Below are 18,619 nucleotides of genomic sequence, written 5' to 3' on the forward strand. Positions count from 1 at the left end.
GTTGACTGGCATGCCTCGCCCTAATCCGGCTGTTGTGGGGTGGCGCTGATGATGTCTTCCAATTGTGCACTCATCGGGATGTTCAGCCGCTCCCCGGTGGGCAGCCGGCTAAGGAACCACTGCTTGTAGAGCCGCTCCAGTTCGCCCGTGGTGATCAGGTCGCGCACGGCCCGGTCCACCACGGCCGCGAACTGCGGATCGCCCTTGCGCAGCATGACCCCGTAGGGGTCGTAGGACAGGAAATCGCGCGTCACATCGAACTGCTTGCCCGCGCCGGACTTGGCCAGGAAGCCGTAGAGCAGTACGTCGTCGCCGGCATAGGCATCGGCGCCGCCGTGGCGCAGTACCTCGAAGGCATCGGCATGGTCGCGCGCCCGGATCACCTTGAGGTTCAGCGCGAAGCGCGTGGAAAGCTTCTCCAGCGCATCGGCATTGGTCGTGCCCGCCGTGGCCACCACGGTCTTGCCCTTGAGGTCGCGGAAGGTCTTGATCGGCGAGCCGCGCGGCACCATCAGCTTGGTCCCGGCGATAAAGATCACCGGCGAGAACGCCACCATCTTCAGCCGCTCGGCGTTGCGCGTGGTGGAGCCGCATTCGAGATCGACCTTGCCCGAAGTGACCGCGTCGAAGCGGTTTTCCGAAGTCACCGGCACCCACTGGATGGCGAGGTCGCGCCCCACCTCTGCCGCCGCGGTCTGGACGATGGCCGTGCAGACATCGATGGAATAGCCGATCGGGCGCTGCGCCTGGTTCAGGTAGGAGAACGGCAGCGACGATTCCCGGTAGCCGATGATCAGGCTGCCGGTGTCCTTGGCCTTGCGCAGCGTGCCGCTCAGCTCGCCGGTGTCCTGCGCGACGGCAGCGCCGAGACAGGCGAGCCAGCACACGGCCGCCGCCGCCGCGCCGGCCAGCCACCGGGGCGCACCACCGGATCGAAAATGAAGACGGGGGATGGACATGGCATCAGGCCTGTGCGGTCCCCGGCTTGTGCAGCGGCGGCCCGCCGCCTGGGTCCACGCCGCCCTCGCTGCCCTCGCCCCGATCCCCGAGCGTGGATTCGCTCGACAACTGCCCTTCCCACTTCGCCACCACGGCCGAGGCAATCGAGTTGCCCACGGCATTGGTAGCCGAGCGGCCCATGTCGAGGAACTGGTCCACGCCCATGATCAGCAACAACCCCGCCTCGGGGATGTTGAACTGGTTCAGCGTGGCGGCAATCACCACGAGTGACGCACGCGGCACTCCCGCCATACCCTTCGAGGTCAGCATCAGCAACAGCAGCATCGTGATCTGGGTGGCCAGCGGCAGGTGGATGTCGTACGCCTGGGCGATGAACAGCACGGCGAACGTGCAGTACATCATCGACCCGTCCAGGTTGAAGGAGTACCCCAGCGGCAACACGAAGCTGGAAATCTTGCGATTGACGCCGAAGCGGTCCAGCGCGTCGAGCATCTTCGGATACGCCGCCTCCGAACTCGCCGTCGAGAAGGAAATCAGGAACGGCTCCCGGATCAGCCGGATCAGGGTGACGATGCGCCTGCCCAGGAACACCCAGCCGGCCAGCGCCAGCAGCGCCCACAGCACGAACAGCGACAGGTAGAAGCTGCCCATGAACTTGGCGAAGGTCAGCAGGATGCCCAGCCCCTGCGTGGTCACCGTCGAGGCAATCGCCGCGAACACGGCCAGCGGCGCCATCCACATCACGGCGCCGGTGATCTTCAGCATCACCTGGGCCAGGTCTTCGATCACCCCGGCCATGCGCGCGCCGCGCTCGCCCAGTGCCGCCAGCGCCGTGCCGAAGAAGATCGAGAACACCACGATCTGCAGGATCTCGTTGTTGGCCATCGCCTCGGCGACGGATTTCGGCACCAGATGCGCGATGAAATCCTTGAGCGTGAAGGCGTTGGTCTTGAGGTTGGTGGCGGCGCCCACGTCGGGCAGCGGCAGGCCGATGTTGATGCCGGGCTGGAGCACCGTGGCCATGATCAGGCCCAGCGTCAGCGACACCAGCGAGGCCGTGATGAACCACGCCAGCGCCTTCACGCCCACCCGGCCCACGGTGCTGGCGTCCCCCATATGGGCGATGCCCATGACCAGCGTGGAGAAGACCAGCGGCGCGATGATCATCTTGATCAGCCGCAGGAAGACATCGGTGATGACGGAGATGTAGCCGGCCACGTCCTTGGCCAGCTTGGGGTCGGGGAAGGCCGTGTGGCACGCGTAGCCGACCACGCCGCCCAGGATCATCGCAATGACGATATAGGTCGTGATACTGGACTTCTTGCTCATGACGACTCCTTGGGCTGCCGCATCGAACAGGTCCTGCGCCGGGGCCGGCACTTAACGATAGGACGCGGATGCGAAATGCCCAAATACGAAGTCACGCGGATGGTGCATGTGGACCGGACAGCACCCGGCTACCGGGTGTCAGGAACCGGTCGCTGCCCCATCCAGACGTCGAGATAGCGCGCCATCAGCGCGCGATCGAGCCGGGGAAAGGCCAGCCCGCCGGCCACCGCCAGGGCGCGAGCCGTATGCGTGGCGTCGTAGCGCGGCATGCCCTCGTAGACTTCCCAGCGGGTGAGCCGGCCGTAGACCGGTTCCGTCAGCAGCGGCAGCAGCGGCCGCAGCGGATTGCCTGCCAGATCGGCCGAGTCTGCCAGCCGTTGCAGCCAGTCGGCATACGGCAGTGACTGCAGCGGATAGCCGCAGGCGCGCAGCATGCCGAAGAACGCGAGCAGGTCGGGCTGGTCGGCCTCGCGCGGCGGCACCAGATGGTAGGCACGGCCAAGGTTGCTGCCGTCGGCGGCGATACGCAGCAGCGCGGCGCTGACATAGTCGACCGGAACGATTTCCTTGCGCTGGTGCGGCAGGTGCGGATACGCCCCGATCGCGATGCAGCCCCGCACCAGCCGCGCGACGAAATCATTCCGATTGCCCGCCCCGCTGGCGCTGTCGCCCAGAATGAAGCCGGGGCGATACACCGCCGCCGGCACGCCCCGCCGGATCGCGGCGGTGACCAGCTGATCAGCCACCCATTGGCTGGCGGCATAGCCCATGTCGAACATCAGCCCCGGCAGGTGTCGGGCGAGATCGTCATCCTCGTACAGCGTCTTGGTGGGGGCCAGTAGCCCGGCCGGGCCGAACGCCGCGATGCTGGACACGTAGTGGAGCGCCTTGGCGCGCCCGCTGGCGACGAAGCGCAGCACGTGCAACGTACCCGCGACGTTGGCGGCGCGATGCAGGCTGTAGGGCTCGATGTAGTTGACGTGCGCGCCCAGGTGGAACACCACGTCGCAGCGATTCGCCCATGCCTCGAAGCGCGCTGCGCCGAGACCGAAGTCGCCCAGAGCGAAATCGCCCGCCAGTGGCCGCAGCAGCGTGGTGAAGCCCTCGTGCCAGAGACCGTACTTGCAGAGGTTTGCGCGGAGCCGCCGGCCAGCCTCGTCATCGGACGGTGCGCGTACCAGACAAATCACCTCGCTGACCCCGGGCCAGCGCAGCAGGTCGCGCAGCAGGAACGCGCCGAGGAAGCCGGTCGCGCCGGTGAGGAAGACCCGGCCCCCGCCCGCGCCGCACCACGGCGCCGGCGGGCCGAATACTGGGCCCGATACGGGACCGGACACGGGGCCGATATCGTCGGGCAGCCGGGCATCGGCCAGCAGGCGCGCACGCTCGGCTGCGCCGCTGCCTGCCTGGGCCTCGTCACCCCCGCCCTGCCCGTGGCGCTGGAGCCAGGTGGCCAGCTTCGCCGGCGTCGGGGCGTCGTAGAGGGCCTGCACCGGCAGCGGGCGGCCCAGCCGCTCGCCGAGCAGCAGGATCAGGCTGGCGGCCTGAAGCGAATCGCCGCCGAGCGCGAAGAAGTCGTCATCGTCGGCCACGCTGTCCAGATCGAGCGCGCACCGCCAGGCATCGCGCAGCATCGCCTCCGTGGTTCCCCGCACCGCCATCGCTTGGGGGTGCGAATCATGGAGCGGATCATGGAGCGGGTCATGGAGCCGGTCACGGAGCGCGCGCCGGTCCACCTTGCCGTTGGCCGTCATCGGCAGGTCGTTCACACCCACCAGGCGCGGCCGCATGTCCTTCGGCATCCGTCGGGACACGTACGCAGCCAGCGCCGCCGTCCCGGCTTCCCCAAGCTGCGGCACGATGAAGGCGAGCAGGTACGGGTCGCCCAGCGCGGTCTGCTGCACGGTGGCCACAGCCTCGCGCACCATCCCGCTTTCGCGCAGGACCGCCTCCACCTCCTCCAGCTCGATGCGGTGGCCGCGAATCTTGACCTGGTTGTCGCGCCGGCCATGGAAGGCCAGCGTGCCGTCCGGCCGCCACGCGCCGAGATCGCCGGTCCGGTACAGCCTCAGCGGCCTGCCTTCGGCCAGGTGATCGACCTCGACAAAGCGCTCGCGCGTCAGCGCAGGACGCTGCCAGTACCCACGCGCCAGCCCCGCGCCGCCGAGATGGATCTCGCCGATCTGGCCTGGCGACACCGGCTGCCGGTCGCCATCGAGCACATGGACCACGGTGTCGTCGATGGCCTGGCCGATCGGGATCGCGCCGGTCTCTGCGTCATGCAGCGTGATGGCGTGACAGGTGGCGAAGGTCGTGCATTCGGTCGGGCCGTAGGCGTTCAGCAGCCGGGCCGGCGGCGCGCTGCGCAATACCGCGCAAATGGCCTGGGCGTTGAGCGCTTCGCCGCCGACCAGCAGCGTACGCAGCGTGGCGAACGCATCGGGGCACGCGTGCACGGTATGGTTGAACAGCGCGCTGGTGATGAACATCGTCGTCACGCCTTGCGCGCGCAGGCTATGCCGGAAAGTGGCGGGGTCGATACAGGTCTGCCGGGGCAGGAACACCACGGTGCCCCCGTTCAGCAGCGCCCCCCAGGTCTCGAACAGGGCGGCGTCGAAGGTGGGATTCGCGATGACCGCGATCCGGTCGTCGGCATTCAGCGATACATAGCGCGGTTGCCAGGCCAGCCGCACAATGCCACGCGCCAGGATCTCCACGCCCTTCGGCTGGCCGGTGGTGCCCGAGGTGTAGAGGACATGGGTCCGATGCGCGAGACCCGCTGCCGGCATGGCGATGCTGCCGGCGGCCTCGGCCCCCGGCGTCAGGTAATCGGCCGGGCAATCGGCCGGGCAATCGGCCAGGCAATCGGCCACCGCGCCCAGGCGGGCGCGATCACCGGCCGTCGACACGGCGATCCGCACGTCGAGGTCGTCCAGCATCAGCCGAATCCGTGCGTCGGGCGCATCGGGATCCAGCGGCAGGCAACTCCCGCCCGCGCGGATCACGGCAAGCTGGCAGATGGTCTGGTCGATGCCGGCGGGCAGGAGGATGCCGACCGGCGTCTCCGCCCTCACGCCCCGGCTGGCGAGCGTACGGGCAACGCTGTCGACCCGGGCATCGAGCGCGGCATAGGACACGTGCCGCCCGCCGTAGACCAGCGCGATGGCGTCAGGCCGCTGCCTGACCCGACGGCGGAACCATGCGTCCAGGCCACTTACCTCGGCAGATGCATCCATCTTCGCCCCCTGGCAATTCAGGCCAGCGAGTATAGATCCGCTTCGGCTGCATGATCGCGACCTCTGCGGTGTCAGTCACGCCGCAGTCATGCACGGCGCAGCGGCTGACAAGGAGAAGAATCAGTGCACCCGGGTCGGTGTGGCGGATGGCGCCGGAGCCTCGCGCGGCGCGCCCTGTTTGAGCGAGCCGTAGCGGTTGGCGTAGAGCCAGGTGAATTCCGCCCCCAGCAGGAAGATCTGCGCGGAGTAGTAGACCCACATCAGCAGCACCACGAGCGAGCCGGCCGCGCCATAGCCGGACGCCACGCCGCTCTTGCCGATGTAGAGACCGATCAGGAACTTGCCGATGCTGAACAGCACGGCGGTGACGGTGGCGCCGAGCCAGACGTCCGGCCAGCGCACGGCGGCGTGGGGCATGATCTTGTAGATCATGGCGAAGACGACGGTCACCAGCACCACGCTGACGAGCAAGTCGAGCGCATGGCCGAGCAGTTCGCCCTCGAACAGCGGCCCCCACACCCGCCCGAGCGCGGCGAGCCCGGCGCTGGCCAGCAGCGAGACGATCAGCAGGAAGCCAATGCCAAGCACCATCCCGAATGACAGCAGCCGCGAGCGCAGCAGTTCGAGAATGCCGGACGCCTTCCTCCGCTCCGGCACCTGCCAGATGCGGTCCAGCGCGCTCTGGAGTTCGGCGAACACCGTGGTGGCGCCAATCGCCAGCGTCACCGTGCCGACCAGCGCGGTCAGCGTGCTGAGACCGGGGTCGCTCAGCGCGAGGAGCATGTTCTCGATGGCTTCCGCGCCCTCCGCGCCGATCAGCCCGGAGAATTCGCTCATCACCGCCCCGCGCGCCGCCTCGGCCCCGAAGACCATGCCGGCCACCGAGATCACGATCAGCAGCAGCGGCGCGATCGAAAACACCGTGTAGTAGGCCAGCGCGGCGCCCATGCTGGGCGCGTAGTCGTCCATCCACGCGGTCACGCTGTCGCGCATCAGGCCATAGGCTTGATGGAGGGAGATAGGTCTCCAGCGCATCGCTGCCCCAGGTTTGTCGATTTACTTCTTCGGCTGGTCGTGTCCCACCGGCGCCGGCCCCTTGCCCGGCACGTTCTTCACGAGGTCGGACGTGGCCCAGTCGCTGCCGTGGTCGCGCGGCTTTTTCAGGTCGCGGTTGTCTTCGCCATAGTGCGGCGGCCCCGAGGCGGGGTCGCGCGGCGTGCCATCGGGCCAGACGCCGCCGTCGCTGCGGCGGTGGACACTGTGCGCATCGCCGTGTTCAGTGGGCTTGCCGGCGGGCTTTCCATCCTCTGGTTTGGTCATTTCGCGTCTCCGGTCATGACATAGCGGAATCAAGAGAAGCGAATTTCATACCCGGCGGCGGCGCACGGCCCAGCCGGGCGGGACGGGCCCGGTGGCGCCCGCCAACCGGCAAAAACTACACACCCGCCCTCGCGCCGCCTATATTGGGATGTATCCAATCCATCACAGGAGACCTCGATGCGCTTCCCTTCGCGCTGGTGCCAAGCCGATCTGCCACGTGTCGCCGCCACCGCCGCCATGCTGCTCGCGCTGGCGGCGTCCGGAGTGGGACTGAGCGGATGCTCGACCGCGCCCGCGGACCCGGCCGCCAACTCGGCGACCCCCTCCGCCCAGCAGACGGACGCCCTGCCCTCCTGGCGCGACGGCCCCGCGAAGCAAGCCATCGTCAAATTCGTCACCGACGTGACCCGCCAGGGCTCGCCTAACTTCGTGCCGACCGAGCAGCGCGTGGCGGCCTTCGACAATGACGGCACGCTGTGGAGCGAGCAGCCGCTCTACTTCCAGTTCTTCTTCCTGCTCGATCAGGTCAAGGCCGCCGCGCCGCAGCATCCGGAATGGCGCAACAACCCCGCCTTCAAGGCCCTGATGGCCAACGACATGGCCAAGGTGATCGCCAACGAGAAGCAGTTGTTGCAGTTGATTGCCGTCGCCAACAGCGGCATGAATGTGGATGACTACGACAAGACCATCCGCGCGTGGATCGCCAGCGCGCGCCATCCGAAGTTCAACCGGCCCTACACCGATCTGGTCTACCAGCCGCAGCTGGAACTGCTGTCCTACCTGCGCGCGAACGGGTTCAAGACCTATATCGTGTCCGGCGGGACCATCGAGTTCATGCGGCCGTGGGTGGAGCAGGCGTACGGGATTCCGCCCGAGCAGGTGGTGGGCTCATCGCAGGCGGTGCACTATGGCACGTTGAACGGCAAGCCGGCGCTGGTGCGTGACCCGAAGATCGAGTTCATCAACGATGGCCCGGGCAAGCCGGTTGGCATCTATCGCCATATTGGCCGCCGGCCGATCCTGGCCGTGGGCAACTCGGATGGCGACTTCCACATGCTGGAATACACCACCACTGGCGACGGCCCGCGCCTGGCCGTGCTCGTCCATCACGACGATGCCGAGCGGGAATTCGCCTACGACCGCGCGTCAAAGATCGGCAAGCTGGACAAGGCGCTGGACGCCGCGCAGGCGCGCAACTGGACCGTCATCAGCATGAAGCAAGACTGGCAGGTGGTGTACCCGAAGCGATAACCTTCCCGCCCGCTACGGCATGATCCCGATGTAGCGCCCGCGCGGGCGGATCACCTGCCCCACCCCCAGCTGCTCCAGACTGTGTGCCAGCAGGCCGATGCTGCGCGCCGTGGCGAACATGGCGAACGCGGCGTCGTCCGGCAGGCGGTAGTGGATGGACAGCGCCGCCAGCGCCACGTCGATATTGGGCTGCAGGCCGGTCAGCCGGGTGGCTTTCTCGATAAAGCGCGTGATCACGTCGGGCGGATCGAACAGGGCCAGCAGCGCCATCGCGCGCGGATCGCCATCGGGATAGAGATGATGGCCGAACCCGGCCAGCGGCAACCCGGTGGACAGGTAGTGGGCAATCACCTGATCCTCGCCCAGCCGCTCCACCTCATTGAACAGCGCCTTGACGCGGCCGGACGCATCGCCGTGCAACGGCCCGGACAGCGTGGTCAGCCCGGCCAGCAGGCAGGCCGGCAGCGAGGCGCCCGTGGATGCCGCGATACGCGTGGCGAAGGCCGAGCTGGTCAGCTCATGGTCCACCAGCAGCACCATCGCGGTCCGCAGCAGATCCGCCACCTTCGGCGATTGCTGCCACCCCTGCGCAAAGCGGAGGTGCAAGGGCTGCTGCCCCGCCTGCGCGCCGAAGGCATTGGCCAGCTGGCCCACCAACTCCTGCGCTTCCAGATGCAACACCCGCGTCATGCGCCCATGCGTGGAATGGCCCGTGGCCGCCAGCGTGGCCAGCGTATGGAAGGCCGCCACGCGCCCGGGCTCGGCGACGCCGGCCATCGATGAGAAGTCGACGACCTGCTCGGCGTCCCACAGCAGGTGCGCCACCTCTTCCAGCGTGGCGGATCCGGCCAGCGTCACGGCGTCCTGCCCCCGGTAGTACAGCCGCTCGCGCACGAAGGTCGAGAGCGCGGTGGGGATGCTCGGCTCCGCGCCGAACAGCGTGTTGGTGGCCAGCGTCTCGTGCTTGCGCCCGGCCTGCTTGCGCCTGGCGAGGCCGGCCACATCCTCGGCCCGATAGAGGCTGCGCCGTGTGTCGGCGGGATCGGACATGACCTCCAGCTTGCCCCGGCTGACATAGGCATAGAGCGTTTGCGGCCGCACGCCAAGTCGGCTGCACGCCTCATCCATCGATATCCAGGTTCCCATGTTGACGCTTCCCGTGCGAATTTATATTGATTTTATATATCAATCTTGCCTCGTGAATCAACTATTACATACCATGCATCCATCATCAACACCCAAAGCCTCACGCACATGAAGCCGCAAATCCTCCAGCTGAACCCGATCCTGATCCCGGCGGCCAATGACGAACTGGCCAGCCGCTACGTGGTGCACAAGTACTTCGAGATTGCCGACCAGGCGGGCTGGCTGCGCGAGCACGCCGCATCCATCCAGGCGGTGATCACCGGCGGGCACACCGGGATTTCGCGGGCGATGCTGGAGCAGTTGCCGGCCCTGAAGGTGGTCGCCATCAATGGCGTGGGCACCGATGCGGTGGACCTGGCCTACTGCCGCGAACGCGGTCTTGCGGTGACCGCCACGCTGGGCGCGCTGACCGAAGACGTGGCCGATCTGGCCATCGGCCTGCTGATTGCCGCCTGCCGCAATATCTGCGCGGGCGACCGCTTCGTGCGGGACGGCCAGTGGGAACTGCATCCGCAGCCCAGCGCCATCCCGCTGGCGCGCCGCTTCAGCGGCATGCGCGTGGGCATCGTCGGCATGGGCCGCGTCGGCCGCGCCGTGGCCACGCGGGCGGCGGCCTTCGGCTGCCCCATCCGCTACACCGACCTGCGCGCGATGGACGACGTGCCGCACACCTTCGTGGCGGACCTGCTGGATCTGGCCCGCGAGAGCGATGCGCTGGTGCTGTGCGCCGCCGCCGACAAGGCCGAGGGCATCATCAATGCCGCCGTGCTGGAAGCGCTCGGCCCGCAGGGCTACCTCATCAACGTGGCGCGCGGCCGGCTGGTCAATGAAACGGATCTGGCCGATGCCATCGCCGCCGGGCGTATCGCGGGCGCGGGCCTCGATGTGTTCGTCGACGAACCGCGCGTGCCGCTGGCGCTGCGCCAGTCGGACCGCACCACGCTGCAGGCCCACCGCGCCAGCGCCACCTGGGAGACGCGCGGCGCCATGGTGCAGATGGTGCTGGACAGCGTGGCGCAAGGCCTGGCGGGCGAGCGTCCCGCCATGAGCCTGACCACCTGAGCGATCACGATGGATTTCGTCTTCCCACCTGCCCCGCCGGTCTCGCTGCCTGTCTCGGGTGACACGGCGCGGTTTCCCATCGCCCGGGTCTTCTGCATCGGCCGCAACTATCGATGGGACCCGGCCGAGCCGGCGCCCACCGAGATGCCCGCCTGGTTCATGAAGCCGGCGACCGCCGTGGGGCCGGCCCGGGGCGAGCTGCCTTATCCGCCGGAGACGACCGAGTTCTGCCACGAGGTGGAACTGGTCGTGGCCATCGGCCGGGGCGGGCGTGACATCGACCCGGCGCAGGCCGAGGCGCAGCACATCTGGGGCTATGCCGTCGGGCTGGACCTGACCCGGCGCGACTTGCAGCAGCAAGCCAAGCGCGTCGGCGGCCCCTGGGAGCCCGCCAAGGCCTTCGACCACTCGGCGCCGTGCAGCGCCCTCGTGCCCGCAGCGACTTGCGGCCATCCGCGCGAAGGGACGATCCAGCTCGCCGTGAACGGTGTCGAGCGGCAGCGCGCGGACCTCTCCGGCCTGCTCTGGTCGGTGCCGGAACTGGTGGCGATGCTGTCCCGATCCGTGGCGCTGATGCCGGGCGACCTGATCTTCACCGGTACGCCGGTCGGCGTCGGGCCCTTGCAGCCCGGCGATGTCATCCAGGCCAGCGTGGCAGGCATCGGCGAGCTAGCGCTGACCGTCGCCCGCTGAAGGCCATCCGCCACCATATATATATATAGGAGACCCCCTTGAACGCACCCCGCAAGATCGCCCTCGTCACCGGCGCCGGCAGCGGCGTAGGCCGCCTGACGGCCATCGCCCTGCTCAATGACGGCTGGACCGTCGTGCTGGCCGGCCGGCGTGCCGAGCCGCTGCAGGCGCTGGCCGCCGAGGCCGCCGAACGCGGCCAGCCCGCCATGGCCGCGCCCACCGACGTGACCGACCCGGCAAGCGTGCAGGCCCTGTTCGACACCATCGAGCGCGAGTTCGGCCGGCTGGACCTGCTGTTCAACAACGCCGGCGTCAACGCCCCGGCCGTGCCGATGGACGAGCTGCCGCTGGACAAGTGGTTCAACGTGATCAACACCAACGTCACGGGCGTCTTCCTGTGCGCGCGGGCCGCCTTCGGCCTGATGCGCCGGCAGTCCCCGCAGGGCGGGCGCATCATCAACAATGGCTCGATCTCCGCGCACACGCCGCGCCCGTTCACGGCGCCGTACACGGCCAGCAAGCATGCCGTCACCGGGCTGACAAAGGCGCTGGCGCTGGACGGCCGCGCCTACCACATCGTGGCCAGCCAGATCGACATCGGCAACGCCCTGACCGAACTGTCCGAACGCATGACGCGCGGCGTGCTGCAGGCCAACGGCACCACCGCGCCGGAGCCGATGATGGATGCCACCCACGTCGCCAATGCCGTGCGCCACATGGCCTCGCTGCCGCTTGAGGCCAACGTCCTGACCATGACCGTCATGGCCAGCGCGATGCCCTTCGTCGGGCGCGGCTGACATCACAGAGTTAACAAGAGTTGACCAGAAATCGAACGGAGACAACGATGCAATTCACCCCTTTCATCAAGACCCTTGGCCTGTCCGCTGCGCTGTCCACCACGCTGATCGTGGCGCCGGGGATGGCCTCGGCGCAGCCCAACTACCCGAGCCGCCCGGTCACCATCATCGTCCCGGCCCCGGCCGGCGGCGGCATCGACCTGATCGCGCGGGTCGTGGGCGAGAAGCTCTCGGTCAAGTTCGGCCAGCCGTTCATCGTCGAGAACCGCCCGGGCGCCTCCAACAACCTCGGCACGGCGGTGCTGGCCAACGCCAAGCCGGACGGCTACACCATCGGCATCGTGGGCGGCAGCCACAACATCAACAAGTTCCTGTTCAAGAACCTCGGCTGGGACCCGCAGAAGAGCTTCGAGCCCATCGTCTACACCCACGAGATTCCGCTGGTGTTCGCGATCTACCCGAAGCTGCCGGTCAAGACCATGCCTGAACTGGTGACGTGGATGAAGGCCAACCCGGGCGAAGCCAAGGTGGCCACGTCCGGCCGTGGCAGCGCGCAGGAGATGGCCGCCGAGATGTTCCGCATGGTCAGCGGCGCGCCGGTGCTGCTGGTGCCCTACAAGGGCTCGTCCGCCGCCCACCCCGATCTGGTGGCCGGCCGCACGGCGCTCTATATCGACACCATCAGCGCCATCCAGGAGCAGGTGAAGGCGGGCAACGTGCGCGCCGTGGCGGTCTCCACCCGGAATCGCTCCAAGACCCTGCCCAATGTGCCGACGGCCGAGGAACAGGGGCTCAAGGGCTACGACGCCAACACCAACGGCGGCTTCCTGGCCCCGGCCGGCACGCCGAAGGAGATCGTCGCCAAGCTCAACACCGAGATCAACGCGGCGCTGAAGCTGCCCGAGGTGCGCGCCAAGCTGGAAGCGGCGGGTATCGAGGTGCAGGGCGGCACGCCGCAGGCCTACGCAGCGGTGATCCAGTCCGACCTGACGAAGTGGGGCAAGGTCGTGAAGCAGGCCGGGATCGAGGCGGAATAACCGGCCCAGCCAGCGACCTTCGACCAGCGCCCCTCTGATTAGCAGGATGGTGAGGCGCCCCGGATCCTTGTTACCGTTTGCTCCCGCCGCCAGCTACGTCTGGCGTCGACAAGACAAACGAACAATGGGAAGAAGGGGTTAGTCATGCTGAAGTGGAAATATCTGATGGGCGCGCTGGTCGTGGGGGCTGCCCTGGCCGGCTGCGGGGGCAGCGACGGGCAGGCGCCCGTGCAAACAGAGACGCCGGCGGCTCCCGCCGAGCCGCCGGCGCCAGTACCGGTCAAGTACTCGGGCACGCTGTCCTTCGGCGACACCATCGCCCTCACCGTGGACGCCCCGTCGCGCGGCAAGCTCACCCTCAGCTTTATCGATTCGGCCTTCGGCCTGCGCGGCACGGTCATCGGCAACTACACGAACACGGAAGGCAATTTCACCGTGAGCGGCCTCGTGGCCGATAGCGCGGACCCGCCCCCGGCCAACCTGACCGCCAAGCTGGCGGGCATCGGCCTGAGCTTCCACCAGGGGGCCGACGGCCTGGTTGGCGAGATCACCGGCCTGCCGAACCTGCTGGGCACCAGCACGGGCCTGCTGGCCGGCGATATCGCCGCGAGCGCGGTCACCATCGACCCGCCGGCGCTGAGCAGCCTGGCCGGCACCTACAACGTGCTGATGAACTTCGCCATCTACGACCAGGCCACCGGCAAGCCGCTAGCGGGCCCCGCGAGCACGCCGGCCGGCATGCGCTTCGACACCGACGGCAACGTGCAGCTTTGCAACAGCGCGGATCTCGTCACCTGCGCCACCCCGCAACTGGGCAAGCTGACCCTGGCCGACCAGACGCGCTTTCCGGGTGCATTCGACCTGGTGATGAACGGCGGCGGCTACTTCCGTGGCCGGCTGTTCGTCAACCCGAACGGCGGCATGCGCTTTGACATGAACTACGCCGAGGCGGGAGCGGTCGCCACCGGCACCTGGACCATCCAGCCCGCCCGCGCGCTGGTGGCCGGGGAGCTTGACGGCACGTGGGCCTGCTCTTACGCCAACCGCGTTGTGGACGGCGCGACGGCAGTGCTTGACGGCACAATGGCGCGGGAGACGCTGACCGTCGCCGGTGGCAAGCTCACCGTCGCCAGCAGGGCGCTCACGCTGCCGCTGATGCTGAACAGGTTCCAGGATGACGTCACGCTGAACGGTGTGGCAATCGCCGCCGATGGCGACCTGGATGCCGAGCCGGGCGACCCGGCCGCCGATCCGCCCACCTTCGCCCATGTCTTCCTGAAAACGGGCACCGACTCGCTGGCGTGGCTCAACCTGTCGCTCGGCAGCATCCTCCAGGGCACGTGCCGCCGCGCGTCCTGACATCGCGCAACATCCGGGCATCACTCTGCGCCGGCCCTCGGGCCGGCGTTTTTTTGCCGGGGCGTCAGTCGTGCAGCAGGTGCCGCAGCCACAGGCTCATCAGCCCCGCCCGGCCGCGCACGCCGAATTTGCGATAGATGCCGGTGATGTAGGAGTGCGTGGTGGAGACCGCCAGCCCGAGCTGTTCGGCGATCTGCTTCTCGCCGGCTTCGGTCAGCAGCAGGTTCAGCACCCTGCGTTCGTGGGGGGCGAGCGCGTCGAGCCGACTGGCATGGTCGGGGGGATGGGGAGGGATGGCCGGCGTCTGCCGCTGCGCGGTCACGTCCCGGGCCACGCCGATGCGCAGCTCGTGCGCCGCGTGCCATTGGGCCGACCAGGACAGATGGACGTCCGCACCGTTTCGGTGCCGGTAGCGATTCTCGAAGCCCACGCGCTTGTTGCCAGCCAGGACCCGGCCGGCCTCGCGCAGCGTCTTCTCCCGGTCCGCCGGCACCACCAGTTCGAGCACCAGCTGGCCGACCAGATCGGACTGCCGGTAGCCGAGGATCTCCTCGCACACCGTGTTGGCGTAGCGGATCTGCCCGGTCTGGTCGACCAGGAAAACAGCGTCGGGGATGCTGTCTGCCAGCGCAATCGCGCCGTCCTCCTTGAGAAGTTTCGTCATCGGTTGGGGGCGATGGCGTTGCGGAGACGCAACTGCCGTGCGCGGGGGCGATCAATCAAATAGTGTGCGGGGGTCAACATGGCCGCTCGCGACAATAGCGCAGCGCCGCGCAGCATCCTATCCGAAATCGCTCATCTGCTCATGGCCGAACCGAAGCGCCTCCCCGACCGGCACATTCCCGGCTGGCTGGACGTTGCCACGTCCGACGCGGACGACGCCGCGCGCATCCAGCGCCAGTGGAAAGGCGCCTCCGGGGCAGGTTGAAATCGCCCGACGGCGGGACTATGGTCAGATCAAGGGCATGAATCGCGGAGATGCCATGTCAGGTCGAAAGCCACTGGAACGGGGAACCCTGCCGAGTTTCCTGCTGGCCCTGTTTATCCACGTGCTGCTGGGCTTGTGGCTCTATTACGCGGTCCATTGGCAGAGCCGGACCCCGGTCGGCGTGGAAGCCGAGTTGTGGGACGCGATCCCCGAAAATCCGCCGCAGACCGTGGTCGAGACGAAGCCCGTGGTCCCGCAGCCGGAACGGAAGCTGGAACGGAAGCTGGAACCCGAGCTGAAATCGGAAGACAGGCCCGACATTGCCTTGCAGGCCGAGAAACGCCGTGCGGCAGCCAAGGCACTTGAAGCCACGAGGGCAACCGAAGCCGCGAAGGCTTTCGAAGCCGCCGCGCAAGCGCAGCAGCGTGAGCAAAACCTCCGCGACGCCGAGCGTCAGGCCGCTGCGGCCACCGCAGCCGCCACAGCCAGTGCAAGCGGTGCAGGCAGCCGCCCCGGCGACGGTGCCGGCACAGGCGGCACCACGTCGCCGGGCTATGCGGACAAGGTGCGACGCCGGGTCACGCCCAACATCCTCTTCGATGGAGACCTGCCCGACAATCCCACCGCCGTGGTCGCAGTGCATCTGGCACCGGACGGCACCGTGCTGGAGGCCCGGCTGGCCCGCTCGAGCGGACACACCGGCTGGGACAACGCCGTGCTGCGCGCCGTGGCACGCTCCAACCCGCTGCCGCGCGACGAGAACGGCGTGGCGCCCGCCCACATCAATCTTTATTTCCAGCCGAGGGAATAGGAAGACCGCGATCTTCCGGCGATGCTAGCGGCGCCGGATCACCGTCCCGGCGTGTCAGAAGTGCGTCCGCAGATGCCGGACGATTGCGAGGGGATGGCCGCCATGCAGCCAGAACTCGCGGGATACCGCGAGGGCGATCAGCCATGAAGCCGCGACGATGAGAAGGTCGCACCGCCCGCTCTTCCACCAGTTCAGCGAATGGCGCCCCGCGATCCACGGTACGCCCAGCGGGTTCGGCCAGTCGGCCAGCAAGTGCATGACGCCCCCGCAGGCAAAGCCGAATGCGGGTGCGGCCAACGGATGGGTGCCCAGCGCGTGGTAGGCCCATAGCAGGAGGCCAATCCACGCGATGCCCCAATGCGTCCAGGTGCGATGGGTAATCCACAGCCGACGCGACCTCGACCACCATGCCACTTCCATCCAGTCTGGCGCGGTGCTGCCCAGCATCGCCGCCACAAACCCCGCTATGCTGGCCCAGCCCCACCCTTCGCTGCCGGTCTTCGCGATGACCACTGCAGCGATGACGGCCGCCGCCCATCCGGTGGCGTGGTGAGCTTTGCTTGAGGCCATGAGACTGCGCGAGTTCGCCGGTGATCTTAGAGGGGGCGCAATCTTGGCAGATGTGCGCGAGAAACTCCAGCACTGGATCGATCGCGTCGCGCGGAGCGAGCCTATCCAACCTGTGCCGTGGCCGCCTTCTCCCAACGCCACAACGTCGCGCGGCTCACGCCCAGCCGTTGCGCCGCCTGCTGACGATTGCCGCCACACTCGGCCAGCACTTCCAGCACGCGTGCACGGGGCGCGGTCGATGATGACGGCGCAAGCTCGGGTGGTGGCGCCATGACGCTGACCGCCCCGAACAGTTCCGGGCAATCGTGATGCAGTTCGTCGAACGCAATGTGCTCCAGATCCTCCCATTGCGAGAAGAACACCGCCATCCGCTCGCAGATATTCTCCAGCTCACGGATATTGCCCGGCCAGGCGTGCGCCTGCAGCCTTGGCAGCAAGCGCGCGACCAGGGCCGGTGCGTCGAGGCGCGAGTCCAGCCGGTCCAGCGAGCGCCGCAGCAGGAATGTGGCGAGCAAGGCGATGTCCTCGCTGCGCTCGCGCAGCGGTGGCAACGCCAGTTGCAGCGTGTTGATACGGTAGTAGAGATCCTGACGGAACTGCCTGGAGGCGATCAACTGCGGCAGCGGCTGATGCGTCGCCGCGATAATCCGCACGTCGACCGGAATCGGTATGGCACCGCCCAGACGCAGGATCTCGCGCTCCTGCAGCACGCGCAGCAGCCGCGTCTGCAGCGAGACGGGCATATCGCCAATCTCGTCGAGAAACAGCGTGCCGGTATGGGCCGATTCGAACAGCCCGCGCTTGCCCCCACGGCGCGATCCGGTGAAGGCGCCCTCGTCGTAGCCGAACAGCTCGCTTTCCAGCAGCGCCTCCGGGAAGGCCGCGCAGTTGATGGCGACGAACGGCTTGGCGGCGCGCTTGCTCTCGTTATGAATCGCTTGCGCAAACTGCTCCTTGCCCACCCCGCTCTCGCCAGATAGCAGCACCGTGAGATCCGTCCTGGCATAGCGCCGCGCCGTCGCGCAGGCGCGTTCGAAGGCCGGGCTGGCGCCGATCAGGTTGTCGAAGCGGTTGCGCGCATTGCGCGGATGCCGGCGCTGCTGGCTGCGCAGGCTGGCATCCGCATCCTGGATATTGCGCGCGTCATAGAGCGTAATGGCCGCGCCCACCGTGTCGCCATGCTCGCGGATCGGGGTGCGATTGGCGATCCAGTCGCGCTGCGCGAAGCGAAACACGCTGCCCCGCTCCTGCATGCCGCTGGCCAGCGTGGATTGCAGCGACAGCGCCGGCTCGATGTCCTCCAGATGCTGGCCGATCATTCTCGCCTTGACGCGGCCCAGCAGCATTTCCATCGGCGGGTTGACGGCAATCACGCGATTGTCGCGGTCGACGGCCAGCACGGCCTCCTGCAGGTTGTGCAGCACGCCGTTGAGCTGGTCATAGCGCCCCGCTTCCAGGCGGGCCACGCGCGCCAGTTCGATGGCGTCCTCAATCCCCTGGCGCACCGCATTGATCGAGTAGGCCAGGCGCCCCTGGATGCCGTACTGCTCCGCCAGCTCCATGACGATGCTGGAACCCACCACCACCTCATAGCCGTCACGCACGAGCCGCTCGAAGCACTGCCGTGCCTCGTCAGGGGTGCGGTACGCGTACTGCGCCACCTCGATATTGAGCAACTCGCGGACCGCATCCAGTTCGGGAATGCACTCGCCGTACATCACCACGCCTACCCGGTTCGAAATATGCCGTGCCTGCAGGAGCGCCACCAGGATGTCGAAGCCACTGAGCTTGATGGTGGCGACGGGTGCATCGAGCGCGTTGCGCAGGATCGTGGCGTTCGCCCCGGCGCTGACGAAGACGTCAGCCGCCCCCTCGCGCAGGCGCTCGTGCGCGGCGTCCAGTGCGGCCTCGAACGAACCATTGACCACCTCTATCGTGGCGCGGTCGGCGAACTCGTCCAGCACCGTCATGGCGAAGCGGCTGAGGTGCTTGTAACTGATAAAACAAAGCCGCGGCAGGCTGCCGCGCTCAGGGGAAGTGTTGCGCATGGGTCTCCTCGTCGGCCGCCTCCGGGCGCTGCGGCGCCTCTCGTGACCATCGCACGAGCGTTTCACGGCCGT

General features: G+C 67.9%; 17 protein-coding genes. 8 read left to right on the plus strand and 9 right to left on the minus strand.

Annotated elements, in window-relative coordinates:
• Window positions 1-20 precede the first annotated feature (20 nt).
• The 5 genes from AB4Z27_RS01350 to AB4Z27_RS01370 form a co-directional block, all read right to left on the minus strand.
• Window positions 21-959 (minus strand): amino acid ABC transporter substrate-binding protein, encoded by a 939-nt coding sequence (locus tag AB4Z27_RS01350; RefSeq protein ID WP_092292736.1) that lies wholly within the window; start codon window positions 957-959, stop codon window positions 21-23.
• Window positions 960-963: 4 nt separating this feature from the next.
• The gene (locus tag AB4Z27_RS01355; RefSeq protein ID WP_092292734.1) at window positions 964-2,289 is read right to left on the minus strand and encodes a dicarboxylate/amino acid:cation symporter; all 1,326 of its coding nucleotides are present in this window, start codon (window positions 2,287-2,289) and stop codon (window positions 964-966) included.
• Window positions 2,290-2,417: 128 nt separating this feature from the next.
• The gene (locus AB4Z27_RS01360; RefSeq protein WP_441643811.1) at window positions 2,418-5,525 is read right to left on the minus strand and encodes an amino acid adenylation domain-containing protein; all 3,108 of its coding nucleotides are present in this window, start codon (window positions 5,523-5,525) and stop codon (window positions 2,418-2,420) included.
• 120 nt (window positions 5,526-5,645) lie between these two features.
• On the minus strand, window positions 5,646-6,560 hold the full coding sequence (locus AB4Z27_RS01365) for a YihY/virulence factor BrkB family protein (RefSeq protein WP_441643812.1): 915 nt from the start codon (window positions 6,558-6,560) through the stop codon (window positions 5,646-5,648).
• A gap of 21 nt (window positions 6,561-6,581) precedes the next feature.
• A complete protein-coding gene (locus tag AB4Z27_RS01370) occupies window positions 6,582-6,845 on the minus strand; it encodes a hypothetical protein (RefSeq protein WP_441592122.1) in 264 nt (87 codons plus the stop codon).
• A gap of 177 nt (window positions 6,846-7,022) precedes the next feature.
• Here AB4Z27_RS01370 and AB4Z27_RS01375 point away from each other — a divergent pair, with 177 nt between their 5' ends.
• Complete coding sequence (locus AB4Z27_RS01375; protein ID WP_369823385.1) at window positions 7,023-8,096, plus strand: HAD family hydrolase; 1,074 nt, start codon at window positions 7,023-7,025, stop codon at window positions 8,094-8,096.
• Window positions 8,097-8,108: 12 nt separating this feature from the next.
• Here the strand turns inward: AB4Z27_RS01375 and AB4Z27_RS01380 are convergent, their stop codons facing one another.
• Window positions 8,109-9,242: a citrate/2-methylcitrate synthase gene (locus tag AB4Z27_RS01380; RefSeq protein WP_092292726.1), complete on the minus strand. Its 1,134-nt coding sequence runs from the start codon at window positions 9,240-9,242 to the stop codon at window positions 8,109-8,111.
• A 108-nt stretch (window positions 9,243-9,350) separates the two neighbouring features.
• On the opposite strand from AB4Z27_RS01380, the gene AB4Z27_RS01385 reads away from it, so the two are divergent.
• The 5 genes from AB4Z27_RS01385 (at window position 9,351) to AB4Z27_RS01405 (ending at window position 14,190) form a co-directional block, all read left to right on the plus strand.
• The gene (locus AB4Z27_RS01385; protein WP_092292724.1) at window positions 9,351-10,304 is read left to right on the plus strand and encodes a 2-hydroxyacid dehydrogenase; all 954 of its coding nucleotides are present in this window, start codon (window positions 9,351-9,353) and stop codon (window positions 10,302-10,304) included.
• Between the two features lie 9 nt (window positions 10,305-10,313).
• Entirely contained in the window at window positions 10,314-10,997 is a 684-nt protein-coding gene (locus AB4Z27_RS01390) for a fumarylacetoacetate hydrolase family protein (protein ID WP_441643813.1), read from the plus strand.
• A 38-nt stretch (window positions 10,998-11,035) separates the two neighbouring features.
• Window positions 11,036-11,794 carry an SDR family oxidoreductase gene (locus AB4Z27_RS01395; protein ID WP_092292720.1) on the plus strand — a complete coding sequence of 253 codons (759 nt, stop codon included), beginning with the start codon at window positions 11,036-11,038 and terminating at the stop codon, window positions 11,792-11,794.
• Between the two features lie 47 nt (window positions 11,795-11,841).
• Complete coding sequence (locus AB4Z27_RS01400) at window positions 11,842-12,831, plus strand: Bug family tripartite tricarboxylate transporter substrate binding protein (protein WP_092292718.1); 990 nt, start codon at window positions 11,842-11,844, stop codon at window positions 12,829-12,831.
• A gap of 144 nt (window positions 12,832-12,975) precedes the next feature.
• The gene (locus AB4Z27_RS01405; protein ID WP_441643814.1) at window positions 12,976-14,190 is read left to right on the plus strand and encodes a hypothetical protein; all 1,215 of its coding nucleotides are present in this window, start codon (window positions 12,976-12,978) and stop codon (window positions 14,188-14,190) included.
• A gap of 64 nt (window positions 14,191-14,254) precedes the next feature.
• Here AB4Z27_RS01405 and AB4Z27_RS01410 read toward each other — a convergent pair whose 3' ends face one another.
• On the minus strand, window positions 14,255-14,854 hold the full coding sequence (locus AB4Z27_RS01410; protein ID WP_092292714.1) for a helix-turn-helix transcriptional regulator: 600 nt from the start codon (window positions 14,852-14,854) through the stop codon (window positions 14,255-14,257).
• 78 nt (window positions 14,855-14,932) lie between these two features.
• On the opposite strand from AB4Z27_RS01410, the gene AB4Z27_RS01415 reads away from it, so the two are divergent.
• Window positions 14,933-15,118: a hypothetical protein gene (locus AB4Z27_RS01415; protein WP_092292712.1), complete on the plus strand. Its 186-nt coding sequence runs from the start codon at window positions 14,933-14,935 to the stop codon at window positions 15,116-15,118.
• 55 nt (window positions 15,119-15,173) lie between these two features.
• A complete protein-coding gene (gene tolA, locus AB4Z27_RS01420; protein WP_441643815.1) occupies window positions 15,174-15,929 on the plus strand; it encodes a cell envelope integrity protein TolA in 756 nt (251 codons plus the stop codon).
• A gap of 54 nt (window positions 15,930-15,983) precedes the next feature.
• Here the strand turns inward: tolA and AB4Z27_RS01425 are convergent, their stop codons facing one another.
• Window positions 15,984-16,499: a metal-dependent hydrolase gene (locus AB4Z27_RS01425; protein WP_092292708.1), complete on the minus strand. Its 516-nt coding sequence runs from the start codon at window positions 16,497-16,499 to the stop codon at window positions 15,984-15,986.
• Window positions 16,500-16,600: 101 nt separating this feature from the next.
• Window positions 16,601-18,547 carry a propionate catabolism operon regulatory protein PrpR gene (gene prpR / locus AB4Z27_RS01430; RefSeq protein WP_441643816.1) on the minus strand — a complete coding sequence of 649 codons (1,947 nt, stop codon included), beginning with the start codon at window positions 18,545-18,547 and terminating at the stop codon, window positions 16,601-16,603.
• Window positions 18,548-18,619: the final 72 nt, after the last annotated feature.

This window comes from Cupriavidus sp. KB_39 (assembly GCF_052114485.1).
Taxonomy (GTDB): Bacteria; Pseudomonadota; Gammaproteobacteria; order Burkholderiales; family Burkholderiaceae; genus Cupriavidus.

Bases quoted from the DNA above. Each gene is read 5' to 3' on its own strand.
- tolA (WP_441643815.1), top strand. From the start codon at position 15,174: ATGTCAGGTCGAAAGCCACTGGAACGGGGAACCCTGCCGAGTTTCCTG.
- AB4Z27_RS01370 (WP_441592122.1), bottom strand. From the start codon at position 6,845: ATGACCAAACCAGAGGATGGAAAGCCCGCCGGCAAGCCCACTGAACAC.
- AB4Z27_RS01365 (WP_441643812.1), bottom strand. From the start codon at position 6,560: ATGCGCTGGAGACCTATCTCCCTCCATCAAGCCTATGGCCTGATGCGC.
- AB4Z27_RS01415 (WP_092292712.1), top strand. From the start codon at position 14,933: ATGGCCGCTCGCGACAATAGCGCAGCGCCGCGCAGCATCCTATCCGAA.
- AB4Z27_RS01390 (WP_441643813.1), top strand. From the start codon at position 10,314: ATGGATTTCGTCTTCCCACCTGCCCCGCCGGTCTCGCTGCCTGTCTCG.
- AB4Z27_RS01375 (WP_369823385.1), top strand. From the start codon at position 7,023: ATGCGCTTCCCTTCGCGCTGGTGCCAAGCCGATCTGCCACGTGTCGCC.
- AB4Z27_RS01350 (WP_092292736.1), bottom strand. From the start codon at position 959: ATGTCCATCCCCCGTCTTCATTTTCGATCCGGTGGTGCGCCCCGGTGG.
- AB4Z27_RS01360 (WP_441643811.1), bottom strand. From the start codon at position 5,525: ATGGATGCATCTGCCGAGGTAAGTGGCCTGGACGCATGGTTCCGCCGT.
- AB4Z27_RS01380 (WP_092292726.1), bottom strand. From the start codon at position 9,242: ATGGGAACCTGGATATCGATGGATGAGGCGTGCAGCCGACTTGGCGTG.
- AB4Z27_RS01405 (WP_441643814.1), top strand. From the start codon at position 12,976: ATGCTGAAGTGGAAATATCTGATGGGCGCGCTGGTCGTGGGGGCTGCC.
- AB4Z27_RS01400 (WP_092292718.1), top strand. From the start codon at position 11,842: ATGCAATTCACCCCTTTCATCAAGACCCTTGGCCTGTCCGCTGCGCTG.
- AB4Z27_RS01385 (WP_092292724.1), top strand. From the start codon at position 9,351: ATGAAGCCGCAAATCCTCCAGCTGAACCCGATCCTGATCCCGGCGGCC.
- AB4Z27_RS01410 (WP_092292714.1), bottom strand. From the start codon at position 14,854: ATGACGAAACTTCTCAAGGAGGACGGCGCGATTGCGCTGGCAGACAGC.
- prpR (WP_441643816.1), bottom strand. From the start codon at position 18,547: ATGCGCAACACTTCCCCTGAGCGCGGCAGCCTGCCGCGGCTTTGTTTT.
- AB4Z27_RS01355 (WP_092292734.1), bottom strand. From the start codon at position 2,289: ATGAGCAAGAAGTCCAGTATCACGACCTATATCGTCATTGCGATGATC.
- AB4Z27_RS01425 (WP_092292708.1), bottom strand. From the start codon at position 16,499: ATGGCCTCAAGCAAAGCTCACCACGCCACCGGATGGGCGGCGGCCGTC.